We start from the raw sequence: 19,259 nt of genomic DNA on the forward strand, positions 1-19,259 counted from the left end.
CTGTAATTCTATTTGATTTACGTTCTCTCATATCGCTTTTAGTCTAAACTCCAGTCAAATGGTGAAGTTGTCCTAAGTCAATTGTCCAAAGTCCAATTGGTAAACACAAATCACTAATACAACTCTTGGAGAGGCTGCGCCAACGGCTTCTCTACGAGACGCTGTTCGCGTTCGCGGTAGTTGAATCTCGACTCACTTCGACGCCGCGGTAGTTGAGCGTAGTCGAAACTCAGTGCAAGTCGCTCGATTACCGCGCAGTCAAAACTCAGTACAAGGGACTAATGACTAATGACGGTCTACACGGAAAATAGTGCAATATGTAGGCGCGTTAGCTTAACTCTATTTTCCCTATTTTCACCAAGGATTACCAACCATTGTAAATCCAGCCCAATAATAAGGATGCATGAGTGATTCATCAGCACTGTCAGCAGGTAAAGGCAAATTCCCAACTACTTTTAAACCTTGCACTTGTCCATCCTTGACATAAATTTGCCCTTTGACCATAGCTACTTGAGCAAGTCTTAGAGCTTCTGCCTTAATGGGATCTGTCTTTAAGTTTTCATAAAATTTTGTCATCAATGCTGCTGTGCCAGCATCATTAACTGACCAAAGACTAGCAACACTAGTTTTCACACCTGCCAGCACTGCTAAACCCGCAAATCCCAGTTCGGATTCTTCATCCCCTAAAGCTGTTCTACAAGCACTTAGCACAAGCATTTCAACTTCAGGTTCATTCAAGCGCAATTGTCGTAATTGGTTCAAGCGTAACTTGTCTTCCCACAGTTGAATATAGGAATTACTCAAAGCACCAGTAGCAAAATCGGCATGGGTTGCCATGTGAATAATTCCAAAAGGTTGTTGGCGACGGATAGTTTTGAGATTTTCTAAGGTGGCTTGCTTGTCTAACAATAATTTGCCCTGCCATAGTTTAGACACTAGTGTTGATAACTCAAGGGGGACTGCTGGTAAAGGCTCTTGTCCCTGAGTACTCTGAGAAACTCCCAGTGCTAAAATTTGAGATTTTTTGATGTCTTTATAGAGGGTATTAGTCAAACTAAGACTAGGCATTAAGCCAATACTGAATTTTTCTACTAGAAATCCCTTACCATCGTGAAGTGCTGCCATTGGGGTTGAACGTAACCCAATGTCTGGTAAAAAGACCAGATTGTTGATTTCTCTCGCTTGTAAATCTGCCTCTAATGGTGCAATAATCCAACGATAAAGTTGTTGAGATGAACGCAAATAACCGGTGCGACGACGGTTTTGTGGACTAACGATTTGGTCACGAAATTCTTGAGCTACTTTGAGAACTTTGGCTTTAGTTGTTTCTGGGATGCGCTTACGGATAGGGTTGCCTTTGCCGGTTACTACTACTACTTCTAGCTGATCGCTATCCTTTTCTGCTATGGTATTTAACTGTTTTGTAAGTTTTTGAACTTTGCCTAAATTTTCCTCTGGTAGAATTTCTACAGGGACAAAACTGATGTAGATGAATGCAGGTTTCACACCAGTAGCTTCTTCAATTTTGCGAGCAATTTCTTTGGCATCATCTAGGGTTTTGATTCTAGGGGTGGGTATGCCTAAATGGTCGGCAAAATCATCTGTGAAATTGTCTTCGGGAGTGGGGTCGGTATTAAGAACGGGGTTATCAATCTTAGGATTATTAAAAACAGGGTTATTCGGTTTACCTGGTAGATTGCATTGGAATGTGCAGGGATTAGGATTCGGAGTTTCAGGATTCGGAGTTTCAGGATTCGGAGTTTCAGGATTCGGAGTTTCAGGATTCGGAGTCTCAGGATTCGGAGTTTCAGGATTCGGAGTCTCAGGATTCGGAGTTTCAGGATTTGGAGTCTCAGGATTCGGAGTTTCAGGATTCGGAGTCTCAGGATTCGGAGTAGGAGTTTGACTGACGTTGATTCCTATCTGTACAGGTTCAGAAGAGGAAACGCCGTCATTTGCACTAATTACAAAGGCATTTAGTGACCCATTTGTATCTGCTGGAGGTGTGTATACCAAAGTATCGCCGCTAGATAAGGTTGTAACACCAGGGATGACGGGAACGCCATTGACAGTGATGTTTCCCGTATTCACGACATCGACCTTGATGGAGGTGATGTCATTATTAGCATCGCTGACCAGCGGAGCCAAACTAGAGAACGTTAAGGTTACTGGTTGATTAGTCTGGGTATCGGGTAGCGATGAGTTTGCCGTTAATGTCGGCGGGGTGTTAACGGAAGTAATGGTAATGCCGATTGGAGTGCCGCTAGCATCTCCACCATTTGGCAAGACGGGAAAGCTGTTTGAAGCGATTATTGAATTGTCACCTGTATTAATTGACCCTGCTGTACCATTGACACTTGCATCACCGACAATAAAATCTACATTATTTGGGCCACCATCATGGCGAATGCTAACAGTACCTCCTGCTGAAGGTTGAACGTTAGTACCTCCTTCGCCAGTAAAAAATCCACCAGTTGCGATCACTTCACCGGTTCCGATTCCCTGAATAAGTCCATTGGTTAGCACTTGCACATTGCCACCTTGAACTGTGTTTCCATCAACAAAGTCGTCTGCGATCGCCTGGGTGTTGATGTTGGTAAAACGAATATTGCTACCAAATGTATTGCTAGTCTGTAAGGTAACGTTGCCAGATGTAACGTTTCCAGTTCCATCGACTCCGATCGCGATCACTGAGGCGTTAATGGCATCATTCACAGTGATATTATCTCTGCTAGTTAAACTAATCGCGCCAGCGGTGCCGATAAAATCGCCACCTCCATCTTTGACTACAGACGAGTTAATTGCCCCTGTGGTAATACTGCCGCCTGTGGTTGTTGCGACTACACCGCCAGCCTGACCTGAGCCACTAGCATCATTTGAAAAAGCATCAATCCTACCTGTGAGAATATTGCCTGCGGCAGTCAAACTGACTGTTCCAGCAGTATTAATAGTATTAAACCCTTCAGTGTTGCTAGTATCGAGATTATTTAGAGTAATCCCACCACTGCTGCTTGTGACTGTAATATTACCTGCCAAGTAGCCTTGACCACTGGCGATAATGTTGCCCGCAACGATGTCGCCAGTCGCAGACAAGTTGACATTGCCACTATTGCCAGAAAAATCAGTAGTTGTATTGAGATTGCCCAGTGATAAACTAGCTCCAGAAATGTTAATCGCTCTCCCAGTTGTCTGGATTGTGTTGGTGGGATTGACAAAGTTTACAGAACCAGTTTGTGAGGAGAGGTTAAAGCTTCCAGCACCCAAGTTTAATGTCGCGACACCAGGAGTAGTCACCAAGGGCGTAGCTCCGGTGATGTCATTGATGGTAATGTTGCCTGTAGCTTGTAAGTTAATATTCGTTGCATCTGATGCGGCGATCGCACCCCAAGAAACAGTGTTAGCCCCAATATCTGGATCGCCAAAGGCAATATTGTCTGCTGTAGCATCAAAATCACCTGTCCCTGCTGCACCATCGATAATGGTCAATGTGCTGGGGTCTAGCAATAAAGTACCAAAGTTGCCATTGACGGCTGAAGTATCTACCAAACCGTTGAAGGTCAAGAAATTTTTGCCTGATACTTCTACAAAACCACCATTCCCGGCATTTGCTCCTCCACGAGCCGAAATTTTTCCAAAAAACTGGGTTGTGTCGTTACCCCAAACAATTACCCGTCCGCCATTTCCATTCAAATTACTATCAGCATTAATAACGGATTTTGAGTCTACATAAGTCCGATTTGCGTTGGGTAAAGTCCCCTTACCTTGATAATCGCCACCAATTAGCACAGTACCGCCGCCATTATTTCCAGAGGCGTTAATATTGGCATCAATCAGCGCGACTTTTTGACCCAAAGCAGTTACCGTACCGCCTGTTTGACTTGATGTATTCACTGTCCCAGATACAATCGTTGTACCTGGAGTTGTCGGAATTGTCACATTAGAGTTTGTTAATTTTACAGTTCCATCAGGATTAGCAGTTAACCCTGTGTTACCAACTGTGAGTAATTCGGGTATTGAGGCAATAGGAATTGTCCAGTTATTGGGTTGGTTGCTACTAGAGGCGAGGGGCTGAATTTCTAAACTCAGCAGATTTCCTGGCTGACTGAGACGCACCCAATTTTGTCCTGGTACTGATGTAACGGCAATCTGCCCTCCGGGTGCTGAAAGTTGCCCAGTGTTGACTACAGTACCACCTAATAAATTCAAATTTTGCCCAGCACCTACTACCAAATTGCCAGCATTTGCGATCGCTCCTGGCTGGTTCATACTAAAGGCAAATCCATTGGGGTTTCCAACTAAGGCATTGTAGTCATTCACACCAATAGCATTAAACCAACTGCTACCAAAGCCAATGCCGTTAGCTGTTGTCACCGTAAAAGCACCCGGCACATTTAAACTGGCGTTTGCTCCAAAAATAAATCCGGCTGGATTCATCAAGAAAAGGTTAGCATTGCCACCTGTCACCTGAATTAAACCATTGATAACCGAGGCATTCCCGCCTGTAATTCGACCAAGAATATTTTGCAACGCTGGACTAGCTTGAAAGTTGGCGATTTGTTCTGGTGAAATTCCAAATTGTTGAAAGCTGTGGAAGAGGTTAACACCATCAAGAGAAGTTGTACCGCCAGTGATATCAAGTCGATTGCCGTTGGGAGTCACAATTGTGTTTGTCCCATCGGCAGCGGGGACTATTTGTTGTGCTTGGGCTAATCTCGGACTTACCAGCGAGGCAATAACTAAGAATGAAGCGGCGATGTTGTGTAGTAGAGGTTTTTTACGTCGTAAGATGAAGCGACTTGTGGGTAATTCTACATCGATTTGTAACTTGTCTGCTAATCCTCGCCGCCAAAGTGCTTGAGCGATCGCCTTTTGTGACCAGAGGATTTGTTCTGTTCTTCTGGTAAGAGACATGCTTTGAGAATGATTCCGGTAGAAATAGAGTGGCTCTTTGACTCGGCGCACTTGGGCTACTTCTGAAAGTCGCAGACATAGATCATAATCATAGGCACAGCAAGAGAACAATTCGTTAACACCTCCCACTCGGTCGTAAACCGATCGCCGCATCAAGCGGAAGTGGAAAGTCATGAAATCTACCAGCAAACCTGATTGAGAGTAAGGAATGTCACAGCGATGACCGTAGCCAATCACTTTGCCGTTTGGATCGATATTTAAGTAGTCGGTGTAAACAAATCCCGTTTCTGGATGGCTGTTGAGGACTGTAGCGGTTTGGGCGAGGGCGGTGGAGGCAAGGATATCATCACTATCTAATATACCGATGTAAGTACCCTTAGTTTGGGCGATCGCTGCTTTACAAGCCGCAGCAACTCCTTGATTGTCTGCCTCCACCACCCGCACTCGCCCATCTTTTTGAGCATAAGCGCGAGCGATCGCCACTGATCCATCTGTAGAGCCATTATCCCAAATTAGTAACTCAAAGTTTTGCCATGTCTGCGCTAAGACACTGGCGATCGCTTCTTTAAGGTAAGACTCCCGATTGTAATTGACAATGACAATGGAAATCAGTGGTGACATCGAAGTTTTCCCAATTCTACCTGTTACCACAATATAATGCTAAGGACTATCACTTAGAAGAAATCGCTGTTAATGATAGTTTTAGTTACAAATCTTTTGAAATTTGAATATCAAAAATATGATATTCAAATATTCATACAGCCATAGCACACTTAAAAATCAAAATCAGCCCAGTCGTTAAATAAGGCACTCCACTGAAGAGAAATGAGAAAAGAAATAGAAACTGGTGTTCAGCCTAGAGCAACGACTCAGCAAAAAATTGTCTATTTATCTCATCAGTTAGATAATTGCCGGAGTTTGGCAATTACTAAATGCAGTCAGCACAGTTTCAGCTTTCGGTGCGGCTTGTTAATTCTGCCTGCGGTATGGATTGTAACTGCAAATGGACTGAGAGCTAGAGCTAATATTTTTACACCGGACTCAATTCAAAATAACAGTCGGTCAGAGTTACAAATAGTACAAGAAACAGAAACTACTCCAGTAACTAACCCACAACCAGAAATACCACAACGCATTCGGGTTCGCAAAATTCAGGTTGTAGGTAGCACAGTTTTTAAGGAAAATGACTTTAATCCAGTAGTGAAACCGTTTGAAGGACGGGACTTAACTTTAGAAGAAATCAGACAAGCCGCCGATGCCGTTACCCAACTTTACCTAAATAAAGGGTATATAAATTCCAGAGCGATTCCAGATACTCAACAATCTAGTACCGCAGATGGTGTTGTGGTAATTCGGGTGTTGGAAGGGCGTTTAACAGAGATTGACATCCAAGGGACGCGGCGATTAAACCCATCTTATATTCGTAGTCGCATCCAACTAGGTGCTGGTATTCCTCTGAATACTGGTAAGCTCGAAGAACAGTTGAAATTGTTGCGACTCGATCCCTTATTTACAAATGTGGAAGCGAGTTTGCGTCCAACGGGTAAGGTTGGTCAAAGTATTCTCGTTGTCAGAGTTGAAGAGGCAAAAACTTTAATTGGTAGTTTGGGTGTAGATAATTATTCGCCTCCCAGTATTGGCGCGGAAAGATTGGGTGTTGAATTGCGATCGCGCAATTTAACCGGTATAGGAGATGAGTTAGCTGGCTCATATTACCATACACTCTCTGGTGGTTCCGATGCCTTTGATTTTAGTTATCAGGTTCCCGTGAACGCCATGAACGGCAAAGTGCAAATTCGAGCGGCATTTAATCGCAACGAAATTACTGAGCCACCCTTTGATGCCTTTGGGATTCGGGCCAACCAGGATCTTTATGAAATAAATTATCGTCAACCATTGATCCGATCGCCTAGAGAAGAATTTGCCTTATCTTTAGGATTTACCTATCAAGATGGTCAAACCTTCCTTGATAACTTCGCTCGAGGCTTTGGCATTGGGCCTGATGCCAATGGCGTTAGTCGCACCAGTGTAATTAAATTTGGTCAAGATTATATCAGGCGCGAACCTCAAGGAGCTTGGTTTTTGCGATCGCAATTTAATTTTGGCGTTGATATATTAGATGCAACTATCAACAATGATCCCATACCCGATGGTCGCTTTTTCAGTTGGCTAGGTCAAATACAGCGCGTGCAGCAACTCAGCAACGATCATCTATTGCTGATTCAAGCAGACTTACAACTTACACCAGATAGCCTTTTACCTTCCCAGCAATTTGTCATTGGTGGTGGACAATCGGTAAGAGGATATCGCCAAAATATCCGCTCTGGGGATAATGGATTTCGGGTAGCGATCGAAGATCGGTTTACAGTGCAGCGTAATGAATCTGGATTATCGACAATTCAACTTGCGCCATTTCTAGACATGGGAGCCGTCTGGAATCAGTCTGATAACCCCAATCCGCTACTCAATCAAACTTTTTTAGTGGGCGCAGGCTTAGGATTATTGTGGAATCAGGCAATGGGAATTGATAATCTCTTTTTGCGGCTTGATTATGGATTTCCATTTATCGATCTGAGCGATCGTGGTAATAACGCTCAGGATGATGGCTTTTACTTTAGCCTTCGCTATCAACCCTAGCTAAACGCTATGGTAATCATAAATAATTCTGCGGACATGATATTATTTGAGCCGCATTTGAGCAAGTCGAGTTTAATCAGCAAAATGCTATTTCATTTAAGTAGGTTGGCACAATTAAACCGAACTATACAAAGTTTTGTATGAGTAAGGGGAAAAGGTTTTTCTTTTTTACTCTCAACCTTTACCCTTGTTAATTTAGTTGTGTTTTTTAGCGCCCACTTACTAATTTTAGTGTTTTCCGCAAAAAGTATGCCCTTTTACCTACTCCTTTTGGTAGATAAGGCGCTTAATTCAGTATTTTCCACAGTTAATTACCTGTTCTTCTGCTTTATCCTAATATTGAACTAAAAAATTAACTTCTTTCTTCAGGAATTTGAGTTTTATACTGTGTATATACACAAAGGGAAAAGTTTTAGTTTATAAATGTAAGAAAGAATTATAAATAAGAGAAAACTTATGACACAATCTAACTCGCAAGACAAAAACAGCTTTCTTTACCCTCGTAGTCGGTATTATGGTAAATTTCAGCCAGAGAATTTGGTGTTTAATGCCAACCTTCAAGAATTCTCTCAAAAAATTAGTTACATTACTTGCCTAGAGACTGGGGGGAAGTTGTCTCAAGAAGAGGCTTACCAGCAGATTAAGTCACTCTGGAAAGAGTTAAAACATAGCAAAAAACAGCTCTCTATTGGCGGAAATCGAGAAATTTAAACTAATGTGAAGGAGGCATTGGGAATTTTTATTAAATCTATTGCAAAAATACTATTGCAAAAATAATTGAGCCGCCCAGAAATTGATTTTAGGGCGGTTTTTGGCTTTTGCAAGAAGTATCTTTTTTGTAATGTTAATTCTATTTGTTACAAGTAATACCAGTTCTGTTATGTCATGTTAATTTTAGTAGTTACAGGTAATACCAATTCTGTATAAATATGCGCCAAATTATACAAAGAACGAATTAGCATAGACGCAAAGCTAATACGGTTCGGTTAAAGTTTTGTGATGAAAATTCTAGATCGCTAAAGATGCGATAAATCGCCTTCAAGACAAAAGACTGATTATTAGACCTCTTGCAAAAGTCCTTAAGAGGTTGTTTGAAAAGTGGTTGGCTGTATCTTTGTACTTATTGATCCCCCCAATTGCCTTACAAATCTACCGTGTTACACAAGTCAAATTACCCCCCTTAATCCCCCCTTGGAAAGGTGGGAAACAAGATTTCTAGTTCCCTCCCCTTTCCAAGGCTACGGTGTATCACAAGTCCTTCTCACCCCCTCTAACTCCCCCTTGCCAAGGGCTACGGTGTACACACAAGTCTTTCGTCCACAAAACAAGTACTTTCGTTCACAAAACAAGCACTTTCGTTCGTTATGCAAGAGGTCTATTGTAGAGGCGGCGATTTATCGCGTTTGTGTTTACAAAAGTTTCTCTTAAATAATCCGAAAAGCAACAACTTTATTTTGTAGCTTATGATGTACCTACAAAAATGAGATTTGGCGATCGCAATCAAGTTTTTCAGCAGGAGTTAAGCTATGACGCAGCGACTGACTCAAGAGCAATTATCACAAATAGTTACGGAAGTAGAAGGTCTGCAATTGCGTCGGGAAGCGGAACTAGACCAACAGCAGGTGAGAGAAATTTTACAGGAGTTGAATTTACCGCCAGAGTTACTAGATGAAGCGCTGATTCAGCTAAATCGCCGCCAAGCACTAGAAGTACAGCAACGCCGGAATCGATGGATTACCTCTGGAGTGGTGGTAGTTGTAGTGGTGGTCATTGCATCGACAATATTTTTCATGCAGCAGCAAAGTTCTACACTTTCTCGTGTTTCTACTCAACAAGACCGCATCACTTTGACACAAGATAATGGCGGCGGCTTAAAGACAATTTCTCGCCAAACTAATCCAGAAGTGTTGTATCGTGTCACCTTAAAAGATGCACCTTTGGGTAAAAAGCTGGCTCTTTCTTGTAATTGGATTGACCCAAGTGGTCAAATTGTCAAGCAAAACAACTATCAAACCCGCGAAATTAATACATCTGTCTGGGATACCCAGTGTCGCTACACTATTAACCCGGCTGCAACTGTTGGCAATTGGCAGGTGCAGATGTTCCTAGAAGGTCGGCAGATTAGCGATGCAACCTTTGAAGTTAAATAGTTCAGATGGGTATTCCGCATCATTTTCTTGGCTATTCGGGTTCAACTGGTTCCCAGCCTCCAGGCTGGGAAACATTCTCGGAGGCTCCGCCTCCATAGCTTGACAAGAGGCAGAGCCTCTTGGAACTCATTCCCAGCCTCCAGGCTGGGAACGAAGATACAATAAGTCTTTGGGCTTTACAAGCGTGCCATTCAGTTCAGATGGTTATCCCGCATCACTTTCTTGGCTATTGGGGTTATGGCGCTCAACAGGAGTTGGAAGCGCTGTTAACTAGTGTGGTGGAAAACCTCTCTCCAAACCTCTCCCCTACAAGGGGAGAGGCTTTGAACTTTCCCCCTTCCCTGCCAGGGAAGGGGGTTAGAGGCCTGAAAAGTCAGTTTTCTGCACAGGAAAATTATTCTCTTCCCATCTGGAATGTTGTTTACATCGGACTGGATGGCAATCCCCCACCACAACAAAATCAAATTGCTGCCATCTTTGCATCAGGATTATTTAGCTCACCCGATGCTTGGGTAATCCAAGAAAACAACTGCCTAATTTTGGGAAGAGAACCTTTCGGAAGAGTTCCTTTGTATTGGACTGTGCAAGGACAAATAATCTGGTTTGCATCGCAACTGCAATTACTTTTACCGATTTTGCAACAGTCAGAAGTTAGCATTCCTGGGTTATATGGCTATAGCTGTTTTTCTTACGTTCCCACACCTTTAACTCCTATTAATCAAGTGTTTGCAGTGACAGCTGGGACGGAATTAGTTTGGCAGAGCGATCGCCAATCAGGTAAGCTGCAAACACCTGAATCTAAAAAAATCCACTCATGGCGGGAAGCGTCAGAGCAGTTAACAGATGAAGCTACAGCAATTACTGAATTGCAAACTCTTCTTAAAAACTCCATTGAGCGACAAATTGCAGATTTAAAGGATGAGCCTGTCGGGGTGTTTCTCTCTGGTGGACTCGATTCTTCAGTGGTGGCGGCGTTGCTGGTACAAGCAGGGGTGAAAGTCCGCGCCTACACTTTAGATTTTGGTAACGCAGGGATTCCAGAATATCCATACTCTGAACAAGTCGCCCAATTTCTCAAAATTCCACTTGTTAAAGTTCCAGTAACCCCCAGTTCGATCAAGAATGCGCTAATTCCGACTGTGCAAGCATTAGATTTGCCCTTTGGAGATGGTGTGTGTGTGCCGTTGTATCTCCTGTCAGAGAGAGCGAGTCAGGAAACTCAGGTAATTTTTAACGGCGAAGGTGGAGATCAATTATTTGCTGGTTGGACGAACAAACCTTTAATTGCCGCAGGTGTTTATCAAGCAGAAAATCCCGCCGGACAGGAAACTTTTATCCAACAATATCTCCGCACCTTTCATCGTCTTGGGGGATACGAATCTCAAGTTTATCAGCCGGAGGTTTATGCACAGATCCAAAATTTGCATCCTGAAGATTGGTTGTTAACAGCTCTTGATCGCAATGAGTGTCCATCTTTATTGCATCGCCTCCGCCGTGCTAGTTTGATGCTCAAAGGAGCGCAGAATATCCATCCCCGTGCGACTGCATTGGGGTTTGTTCATGGGTTGTGGGTGCGATCGCCTTTTTGTGATTTACCTCTAGCTGAGTGGACATTCCGTTTATCTGGAGAACTCTGCTTACAGGGTGCTTGTGAAAAATATATCCTCAAACGGGCTGTAGAAAACTGGCTTCCGCCCGAAATTGTCTGGCGACAAAAACGTGGTATGGGGGTTCCTTTAACTTCTTGGTGTTTAAATGATTTTTGGCATCAACTCGGCATTTGGCTCAATCCAGAAAGACTTCGCGCCAACAACCATTTTTATCCTCACATTGCAGCACAAATCGTTGAAGGCAATCTAGGAGCAGCTATTCAAGGCCGTCGAATTGGTGAAACACTCTGGTTACTAATTATGTGGCAACTTTGGCGATCACACGTTTTAAATGAAGAAATAACTAAACAGTCTTGGGATCATCCCTTTTGGTTACATCGTTGGCTATGGAGAAATTTCAAGCGATGGCAAGGTTAGATAAAAGTGGGGAGTTGGGAGTTGAGAGTGAGGAGTTAGGAGTTAGGAGTGAGCAATTAATCTCCTCATCTCCCCCATTCTCCAGGGAACTTGCCGAGGAATTACTGAATAATTACGGTTCTCCGCTTTATGTTTATAATGGCGATCGCTTGCGCGAAACTATTGAGCAGATTACCAAAGCAGTAAGCTATCCGCGCACGCAATTTCGCTTTGCTAGTGTTACGAATGGCAACGTTGCGCTGTTAAAAATTTTTCGCTCTTTTGGATGGGGACTTCACGCCAATACGCCAGGAGATATTTATTTAGGATTGCAAGCTGGTTTCGATCCTTGTGAGATTGTTTATAGCGGCAGTAATTTGAATCAGGCTGAGATGATACAAGTTTTGAATTGGGGAGTTACAACTCTCAATTTTGATAGCCTTGCTCAATTACAATTGTGCTGCGAAGTTTTGCCCAAAGGCAGAGAGAAATCTATTCGGCTGGGTTTACGCCTCAATTTGCCGGAAATTACCGGAGATAGCCGCATTGGTGTACGTCCAGAAGAATTTGGTGATGCGATCGCTTTAACTGGTGAGGTGGGATTAAAGTTGAGTGGTTTACACTTCTATCGAGGGACGGGAACTAATGCCACAGCCGCATTCACCGAGGTGATCGATACAGTAATCGCCACAGCACAAAAGTTACCTGATTGGGAATATTTAGATTTTGGTGGTGGCTTTGGCTATCCTTATCACCACAACAAAACAGTCTTTAACTGGGAAATATTTGGGGCTGAGTTAACCAAGAGAATTACTCGTTTAGGACGGGAAATTGATTTGGTGATTGAACCGGGACGAAGTGCGATCGCTGGATGTGCAACTTTGCTTGCTCAAGTTGTTTCTGTAAAATGGCAAGGAGAAAAACAGATTGTTGGAGTTGATACAACTGTTGCTAATCTTTCAGTACCCTCAGTACACGGCGGCTACCGAGAAATCGTCACTTGGAAACAAGCAAACAAATCCCCAATTCCCCACTCTCGTACAGACGCAATTAATCGCGTCTCTCTATTCACAACTGATATTTGTGGTAACACCACCTATTCACGAGATTATCTGGGGAAAAATTGCCAACTACCGGCGCTAGAAATTGGTGATATCGTTGCCATTTTAGATGTCGGTGCTTATGGTTATGCAATGTCGTCTCACTTTTTACACCGTCCCAAAGCTGCGGAAGTCTTGCTAGAAAATGACACACATCGCTTGATTCGTCGGCGGGAAGAATACAGTGTTTTATTAACAAATCAAGTGCTAGATAACTAATAATTAATAAATAACATTGGGCAATCATTATGAAGTGTATTAACTGCGGAACTGATAATAAACTAAAAGACCGGACAGCTAATCAAGGTCGGTGTGTAAAATGCAATCATCTCTTTGCCTTTGAACCGATTAGCATGAGTAATGTTAAGATAACTGATCCCATGTTTGCAAAAGCTATATCTGACATCTCTGCTCAAGGTACATTATTTTTTACGCCCAAACAACTGCTTTATTTTTTAGACAATCGCGTTAGACAAAATTTATTTTCTGCAAGTAAGTTTGGTTTTGCTTATCTCTTTTTTTATCTATTTTTTAGTATTTGGGCACCTGGTTTTATTGGTGGGATACTTTCAGATATATTAGGCTCTAACTCTTTTGTGATTGTTCTATTTATATATAACTTAATCTTGGCTGTTTATTTATTTAAAAATACCAATTCTCGTAAAATTAATAATAAAGGAAGAAGATCAAGTGCCAGGATGTTGCAGATTTTAGGTGTAATAATTCTAGTAGGAGGAATGTCGATCAGTATAATTATATTAAATTCATTTATTGCATTTGCTGTTGCAGTAATAGCTGGGATGGTTTCATTGTACTTAGGAAGTAGACAGCTAAATCAGATTGAAGTAGTACAAGAATTTTTACTTTCACAATCTCAGGTTAATGATTGGCTAAATCGCTGGCAGCAAATAAATGGTTCCATTCTCAAAATTCTTCCTTCGCCAAAGCAGGAAAATACACCAGCCACGATTAATCCTGATGTAACGGCTTACAGTTTTGATAGATTAGTCGTTTGTGATACTGCTAGTATTGCTCAACTATTAATTGCTAATAATTTTCACTTTGAAAATAACTGTGCAATTCTCAGCATTACTGGATATCCCCAAAGCATTTTTGACACCACAATGCAAATGCTGCGCCGCAATCCCGATTTGAAAGTCTATGCAATACATGATTGCAATCCACGAGGAATTGGTTTAGTTCATAATTTGAGAACTAATGCTAATTGGTTTCTCAATAGCGAGATTGCGATTATTGATATTGGACTAACGCCACGTCAAATTATCGCTACTAAGCGCGGAATGTTCATTCAATCCTCTCCAGAGTCAGCGCAAGCAGCTAAACAATTGCCTGAAGAAATACGTCAAAATTTATCTGCTGAAGAATTAGCATGGTTAGAATCTGGAAAGTTTGTGGAATTGGAATCTTTCACTCCCCAAAGAATAATTAAAGTTCTGCAAAAGGGTATTGCTGGCAGCCAAACTTTAGAAAGCGATGACAGTAGCTTGCTTTTAGTCGGCAATACAGGAAATGATATGTACGTTGTTGAAAGTTTTGGTTAATATTCTCATTTCAATTGTAGGGGCAATTCATGACTTGCTCCTACATGAATAAAGTGCAGTATCACATAAAATTTGTTTAATTGATTTACAGATTAGATTTATTCAATTTGTTGGTTTAACCAAGCTTCTAAATCAGCAATAACTGAAAAATCTAACAAAGCCTCTCCTAACGCCTCCAATTGTTCAATAGATAATTCTTGAACTCGCTCAATAGTAGATGAATCAATCTCACCAAAACGGCGATTTAGTAGACGTATAATTAAACGTTGTTCTCCTTGCTTATTCCCTTCTTGTATAGCTTGTTCCCGGTCTTGTTGATAAAGTGGTTTTAATCGCATAATTAACTCCTGATCGTCTTCTTCTGAATTTTGATTAACTTGCAAGTTTTGTCGCAAGTTATAAAGTAATTCTAGCGTTGCTCTGCGAAATGGATGATTTAATGGTAGTGCTTCTAATTCATCTATGGCTTGTTTTTGTACTGTTCCTCGACCGAGAATTCTTAACCATAGAGTTTCTTGGGTGCGCGGTAACTGGTGAATCGCAACGATCGCAGTCCGCAAATACTCTGCGATAAAATGTACTCCAGGTAGCCAGTCTACCTTTTGAGTAGCACCGAATCCTGACAGCAGCGTTGTAGATGCTGTTGGGGTGAGTATCCATAATTTAGGAAGTTCTAATTCTGAAATGGAAGTTTTATTGCGATTTACTTGACGTTGTAATCCACTCCTTACTTCTAATAATTTTAACAGACAATCACAAATTTCTTCTTTTGATGCAGCGTTACGGAAGGGTTCAAAAATGGCTGCTGTAGCAGCAAATCTTCCTAATAATCCTAGTGTTTCTAAATTCGTACTTTGTTTTGTTAAAGGAGAAAATAAAACATCGATTTCTCGAACTTCTCCCGCCACACGGCTAGAACCTTGCACTTCTCCATAAGGTTTTAATAATTCTTCCAAATAATCTTTTGCAAATTGGTCATGGATAAATCTAGTCATTCAACCAAAAAAGATTTAGACAATAGTGAAGTATGGTACTTATATTACCGTCAACTTAGAAGTAAGAATATCTCTAATATGTATAATTTGTAATTTATCTGAAACCTCTTTCCATAAGCATTTGAGGTTCGACATTCTCAACATTAGCGATCGCTTCTAACTGAGAAATTCCAGCGATCGCATCAACAATTTTACCTGATTTGGCACGTAACCAAGCGCTATGAGGCGCATAATAAAGGCTTTCTGCTACTTCATAACCTGCTCGATTAATTACCTCGCGCTGCGACTCCACATCAACGCCTTCAGCAAAGCGGATAAAAACCAGTCCACTTGGTACTGCTAAAGAAGCATTAGTTTCTAGTGTATAAACTGGACTCAATATACCTTGTTCTGATTGATTGGGTTCGCCTGAAAAAACTGCGTAGGCGTAGCCCGTCGTAGACATCGCACCGTCGTTAAGTCGTAAAATTGCCCCTATTGCCACAGTGCCGGGTTGATTGTAATGTACTGCATAGTACCCAGGTTTACGAGTGTAAGATACAGCAGTGCGTAGGTTTACATTGCCACTAACGCGAATTTGTTCAGGATACTCAGAAAAATAGTCTTTTTGAAATCTCACTTTAGGAATCAGGGGTAAAAAATACTCAGCCGGAAAATAAAACATCTTTCTCAAGTTCTAATGATGTTATAGCGTTTTCAGTGGTACGAAATACATTTATAACGCTTCTCAGTTGAGTGCGATACAGACCTAACCCCCAGCCCCTTCCCTACTAGCGTTGGGGAGTAAAATTCCAAGCCTCTCTCCTTTTAGGAGAGAGGTTTGGAGAGAGGTCAAAATGTATTGCTTCCATTCGAGAACCGCTATATCTCATCGTGATGCACAGTTATACGTCCCTACAGATAGTGAAGATTCTTAAAGCAACCTGATTTTGAATCCCCTCTTTTCTGGAAAGATTAATCGAAGTTTGTATGAACTTAGATAGATTAAATTCTGTATCGTAATACACACATAACACATGAAATCAGAAGCATCCATCAAGTAAATGTAAGCCTACGATGGGTATAGCAAGCTTAAAAAGTAAGGCATAATACGGTTTCCCAATACCCAATTCCCAATTTTTAAAACATTTAGGAGACTAAACAATGGTTCAAGTTCGTTATGGTGGACAGAACGGCCAACAGTATGAATTTGCTATCAGTAACGAACACGTTGTAGTGCGTACCGAAAGCCGCAGCACTATTGTTGGTGCAAGATCCTTTGAAGTCGCACCTGTATCACCCACAGCTCGTAGCATCCTCAATCAATTTGAGTTAAAAACACGGTTTCGGCAAGCGGGTGTAGAAATTTTGCAAGCGAAAGTTCCAAATCAGGGTGCTGCTTTGCGCGATCGCGCCCGTGAAATTCTTAACAATGAGTCTGAAGTCCAATTTGCCGGACGCGTTTTAATCGATCCAGTATCCCAACAACCTGTAATTTACACTGAAAACCTTTTTGTTAAATTTGATAGCGAAGAAGAGTTAAATGTCTGCCAAGAGGTTTTAAGACGTTACAACTTAACAATTAAACGCCAACTTGAATATGCACGGAATGCTTATTTTGTCAGCGCGCCTACAAATACTGGTATAGCCGTCTTTGACATCGCCGAGAGACTTCTAAATGAGGAATCAGTTGAACTATGCCATCCTGAACTAGCGCGTGAGTCACGCCAACGTCAGGTTTTTCCGCAGCAATGGCACTTAAAGCAAACAACAATTAATGGTAAGACAATTAACGCCCATGCCAACGTTGAAGCCGCTTGGAAGTTGAGCAATGGCACTGGGACAATTATTGCAATTATCGACGATGGTATGGATCTCGATCATGAAGAGTTCCGTTCTTCTGGTAAGATAGTTGCCCCACGTGATGTCACACGTAAAACGAACAATCCCAGACCAGGAAATGATAATAACCACGGTACATCTTGTGCAGGAGTAGCTTGTGCAAACGGCAACTTTGGAGCATCTGGTGTAGCACCGGGTGCAAAACTCATGCCAATTCGTTTAGCTTCGGCGTTGGGATCGCAGGATGAAGCAGATGCTTTTGTTTGGGCGGCTCAAAATGGTGCTGATGTTATTTCTTGCAGCTGGGGCCCAGCAGACGGTACTTGGTTTGAACCAGACGATCCCGCACACAAGCAAAAAGTACCTTTGCCTGATTCCACACGACTTGCTATAGATTTTGCAATCAATAAAGGACGCAACGGCAAAGGCTGTGTAATTTTATTTGCAGCTGGCAATGGTAACGAAAGCGTTGATAACGACGGCTATGCCAGCTACCAAAAGGTGATTGCAGTGGCAGCTTGTAACGATTATGGCACAAGAAGCGCTTACAGCGACTTTGGTCAGGCGGTTTGGTGCGCCTTCCCTAGCAACAATGGTGATATTTCTCAAACTACTGGAATTTGGACAACCGATCGCTCTGGTGTAGTTGGCTATAATTCCGGTAATCGAAATCTTGGTGAAGCTTTAGGCAACTATACGAACGAATTTGGCGGAACTTCCAGCGCTTGTCCTGGTGCAGCAGGTGTAGCAGCCTTAATTCTTACCAGAAACCCAAATTTGCGTTGGGATGAAGTGCGAGACATTATTAAACGCTCCTGCGATCGCATTGATTCAGCCGGAGGTAAATATGATGCCAATGGTCGCAGCCCTTTCTACGGTTACGGTCGAATCAATGCTCTGAAAGCTGTAGAATTGGCCAAGCCACCGCAAACATCACCGATCAGTAGATTCCAAGCAGTGCAAGATGTGCCAATTAACGATCTACAAACATCAACATTATCGGTGGCGATCGCTAATACCACCCCCCTAAAATCTATCAAAGTTAATGTAGATATCGAGCATACTTATATTGGGGATCTTATAGTTACTCTCCTTCCTCCAGTGCAAATAGGCATACTTCCCATAAATCTGCACGATCGCCAGGGCGGAGCTACAGATAATATTAAAACAACTTATGACGAGGTAAACACCCCAAAACTTGCTGCCTTTAAAGGTAAAAGTCCCCAAGGAACCTGGACTCTGGAAGTTGCAGATAAATCTGAAGGAGATACAGGAAAAATTCGCAGCTTAACCATTGAAATGGGATTTTAAATAGGGGGCGCACAGCTGTGCATTGGTGTCAACTTAAGGTAAAAGTTAGGTTAAAAAAAGTGTTCTAGAGTTGCCCTCATCCCCTAACCTCTTCTCCTATGTTGGGCTACGGTGATACACACAAGTTGAATTACCCTCCTTAATCCCTCCTTGGAAAGACTACGGTGTACACACAAGTTGAATTACCCCCCTTAATCCCCCCTTGGAAAGGCTACGGTGTACACACAAGTCGAATTACCCCCCTTAATCCCCCCTTGGAAAGGCAGGGCTGTTTCATTCGTTCAGATCGCGATTTTGTCAACAGTATCAGCCAAAAATTTGAGTAAGTTGGTAATCGAAAAATTACGGCTTCAACCGATAAATTTAAGTGCGATCGCCTGGTTTTTGTCTGAATTGGATTGTTAACAACCTGATTTTTTTGACTGATACGCTTGTAAATTAAGGACTTTTAGGGAATGAAACAGCCCTGCCCTTGGAAAGGGGGGAAACTAGAAATACAGTTCCCTCCCCTTTCCAAGTAGTGGCGTTAAGCGATGTGCAAACACTTGCTCAAGGGGAAACTAGAAATACAGTTCCCTCCCCTTTCCAAGGGGAGGGTTAGGGTGGGGTATTTTTAATGCTCTGTTAAATAACCACTATATTACTGAGCAAAAATCAAAATATTCTTCCCTGTAGGAACTTCCGCCTTCACGTTTCCGTATTTCGCGCAGTCTGTAGCAGCTTCCGCCTTCCCTGTAGGAACTTCCGCCTTCACGTTTCCGTGTTT

Annotated in this window: 10 protein-coding genes; 7 read left to right on the plus strand and 3 right to left on the minus strand. The window is 42.2% G+C overall.

The genetic code is table 11. The annotated features are described in order from the left end of the window. Positions 1-354 precede the first annotated feature (354 nt). Positions 355-5,532: a CHAT domain-containing protein gene (locus RMY27_RS33895; RefSeq protein WP_322669187.1), complete on the minus strand. Its 5,178-nt coding sequence runs from the start codon at positions 5,530-5,532 to the stop codon at positions 355-357. 204 nt (positions 5,533-5,736) lie between these two features. Here RMY27_RS33895 and RMY27_RS33900 point away from each other — a divergent pair, with 204 nt between their 5' ends. From RMY27_RS33900 to RMY27_RS33925, 6 genes are all read left to right on the plus strand, one after another. Further along, positions 5,737-7,548, plus strand: a complete 1,812-nt coding sequence (locus RMY27_RS33900; protein ID WP_322669188.1) for a ShlB/FhaC/HecB family hemolysin secretion/activation protein — start codon at positions 5,737-5,739, stop codon at positions 7,546-7,548. 456 nt (positions 7,549-8,004) lie between these two features. Then, a complete protein-coding gene (locus tag RMY27_RS33905) occupies positions 8,005-8,259 on the plus strand; it encodes a hypothetical protein (RefSeq protein WP_322669189.1) in 255 nt (84 codons plus the stop codon). Between the two features lie 815 nt (positions 8,260-9,074). Continuing rightward, positions 9,075-9,698 (plus strand): DUF3859 domain-containing protein, encoded by a 624-nt coding sequence (locus tag RMY27_RS33910; RefSeq protein WP_322669190.1) that lies wholly within the window; start codon positions 9,075-9,077, stop codon positions 9,696-9,698. A gap of 200 nt (positions 9,699-9,898) precedes the next feature. Then, positions 9,899-11,725 (plus strand): asparagine synthetase B family protein, encoded by a 1,827-nt coding sequence (locus tag RMY27_RS33915; RefSeq protein ID WP_322669196.1) that lies wholly within the window; start codon positions 9,899-9,901, stop codon positions 11,723-11,725. Beyond that, complete coding sequence (locus RMY27_RS33920; RefSeq protein ID WP_322669191.1) at positions 11,713-13,023, plus strand: decarboxylase; 1,311 nt, start codon at positions 11,713-11,715, stop codon at positions 13,021-13,023. The genes RMY27_RS33915 and RMY27_RS33920 overlap by 13 nt, the downstream gene beginning before the upstream one ends. A gap of 29 nt (positions 13,024-13,052) precedes the next feature. Next, on the plus strand, positions 13,053-14,366 hold the full coding sequence (locus tag RMY27_RS33925) for a hypothetical protein (protein WP_322669192.1): 1,314 nt from the start codon (positions 13,053-13,055) through the stop codon (positions 14,364-14,366). A gap of 98 nt (positions 14,367-14,464) precedes the next feature. Here RMY27_RS33925 and RMY27_RS33930 read toward each other — a convergent pair whose 3' ends face one another. Both RMY27_RS33930 and RMY27_RS33935 read right to left on the minus strand, forming a co-directional pair. Next, entirely contained in the window at positions 14,465-15,361 is an 897-nt protein-coding gene (locus RMY27_RS33930; protein ID WP_322669193.1) for a DUF4351 domain-containing protein, read from the minus strand. Between the two features lie 94 nt (positions 15,362-15,455). Beyond that, the gene (locus RMY27_RS33935; protein WP_322669194.1) at positions 15,456-16,025 is read right to left on the minus strand and encodes a hypothetical protein; all 570 of its coding nucleotides are present in this window, start codon (positions 16,023-16,025) and stop codon (positions 15,456-15,458) included. Positions 16,026-16,504: 479 nt separating this feature from the next. Here RMY27_RS33935 and RMY27_RS33940 point away from each other — a divergent pair, with 479 nt between their 5' ends. Beyond that, a complete protein-coding gene (locus tag RMY27_RS33940) occupies positions 16,505-18,493 on the plus strand; it encodes a S8 family serine peptidase (protein ID WP_322669195.1) in 1,989 nt (662 codons plus the stop codon). Positions 18,494-19,259: the final 766 nt, after the last annotated feature.

This window comes from Nostoc sp. DedQUE09, from assembly GCF_034530915.1.
In the GTDB taxonomy this organism is placed as follows: Bacteria; Cyanobacteriota; Cyanobacteriia; order Cyanobacteriales; family Nostocaceae; genus Nostoc.

Bases quoted from the DNA above. Each gene is read 5' to 3' on its own strand.
- RMY27_RS33905 (WP_322669189.1), top strand. From the start codon at position 8,005: ATGACACAATCTAACTCGCAAGACAAAAACAGCTTTCTTTACCCTCGT.
- RMY27_RS33935 (WP_322669194.1), bottom strand. From the start codon at position 16,025: ATGTTTTATTTTCCGGCTGAGTATTTTTTACCCCTGATTCCTAAAGTG.
- RMY27_RS33920 (WP_322669191.1), top strand. From the start codon at position 11,713: ATGGCAAGGTTAGATAAAAGTGGGGAGTTGGGAGTTGAGAGTGAGGAG.
- RMY27_RS33940 (WP_322669195.1), top strand. From the start codon at position 16,505: ATGGTTCAAGTTCGTTATGGTGGACAGAACGGCCAACAGTATGAATTT.
- RMY27_RS33910 (WP_322669190.1), top strand. From the start codon at position 9,075: ATGACGCAGCGACTGACTCAAGAGCAATTATCACAAATAGTTACGGAA.
- RMY27_RS33915 (WP_322669196.1), top strand. From the start codon at position 9,899: ATGGTTATCCCGCATCACTTTCTTGGCTATTGGGGTTATGGCGCTCAA.
- RMY27_RS33930 (WP_322669193.1), bottom strand. From the start codon at position 15,361: ATGACTAGATTTATCCATGACCAATTTGCAAAAGATTATTTGGAAGAA.
- RMY27_RS33900 (WP_322669188.1), top strand. From the start codon at position 5,737: ATGAGAAAAGAAATAGAAACTGGTGTTCAGCCTAGAGCAACGACTCAG.
- RMY27_RS33925 (WP_322669192.1), top strand. From the start codon at position 13,053: ATGAAGTGTATTAACTGCGGAACTGATAATAAACTAAAAGACCGGACA.
- RMY27_RS33895 (WP_322669187.1), bottom strand. From the start codon at position 5,532: ATGTCACCACTGATTTCCATTGTCATTGTCAATTACAATCGGGAGTCT.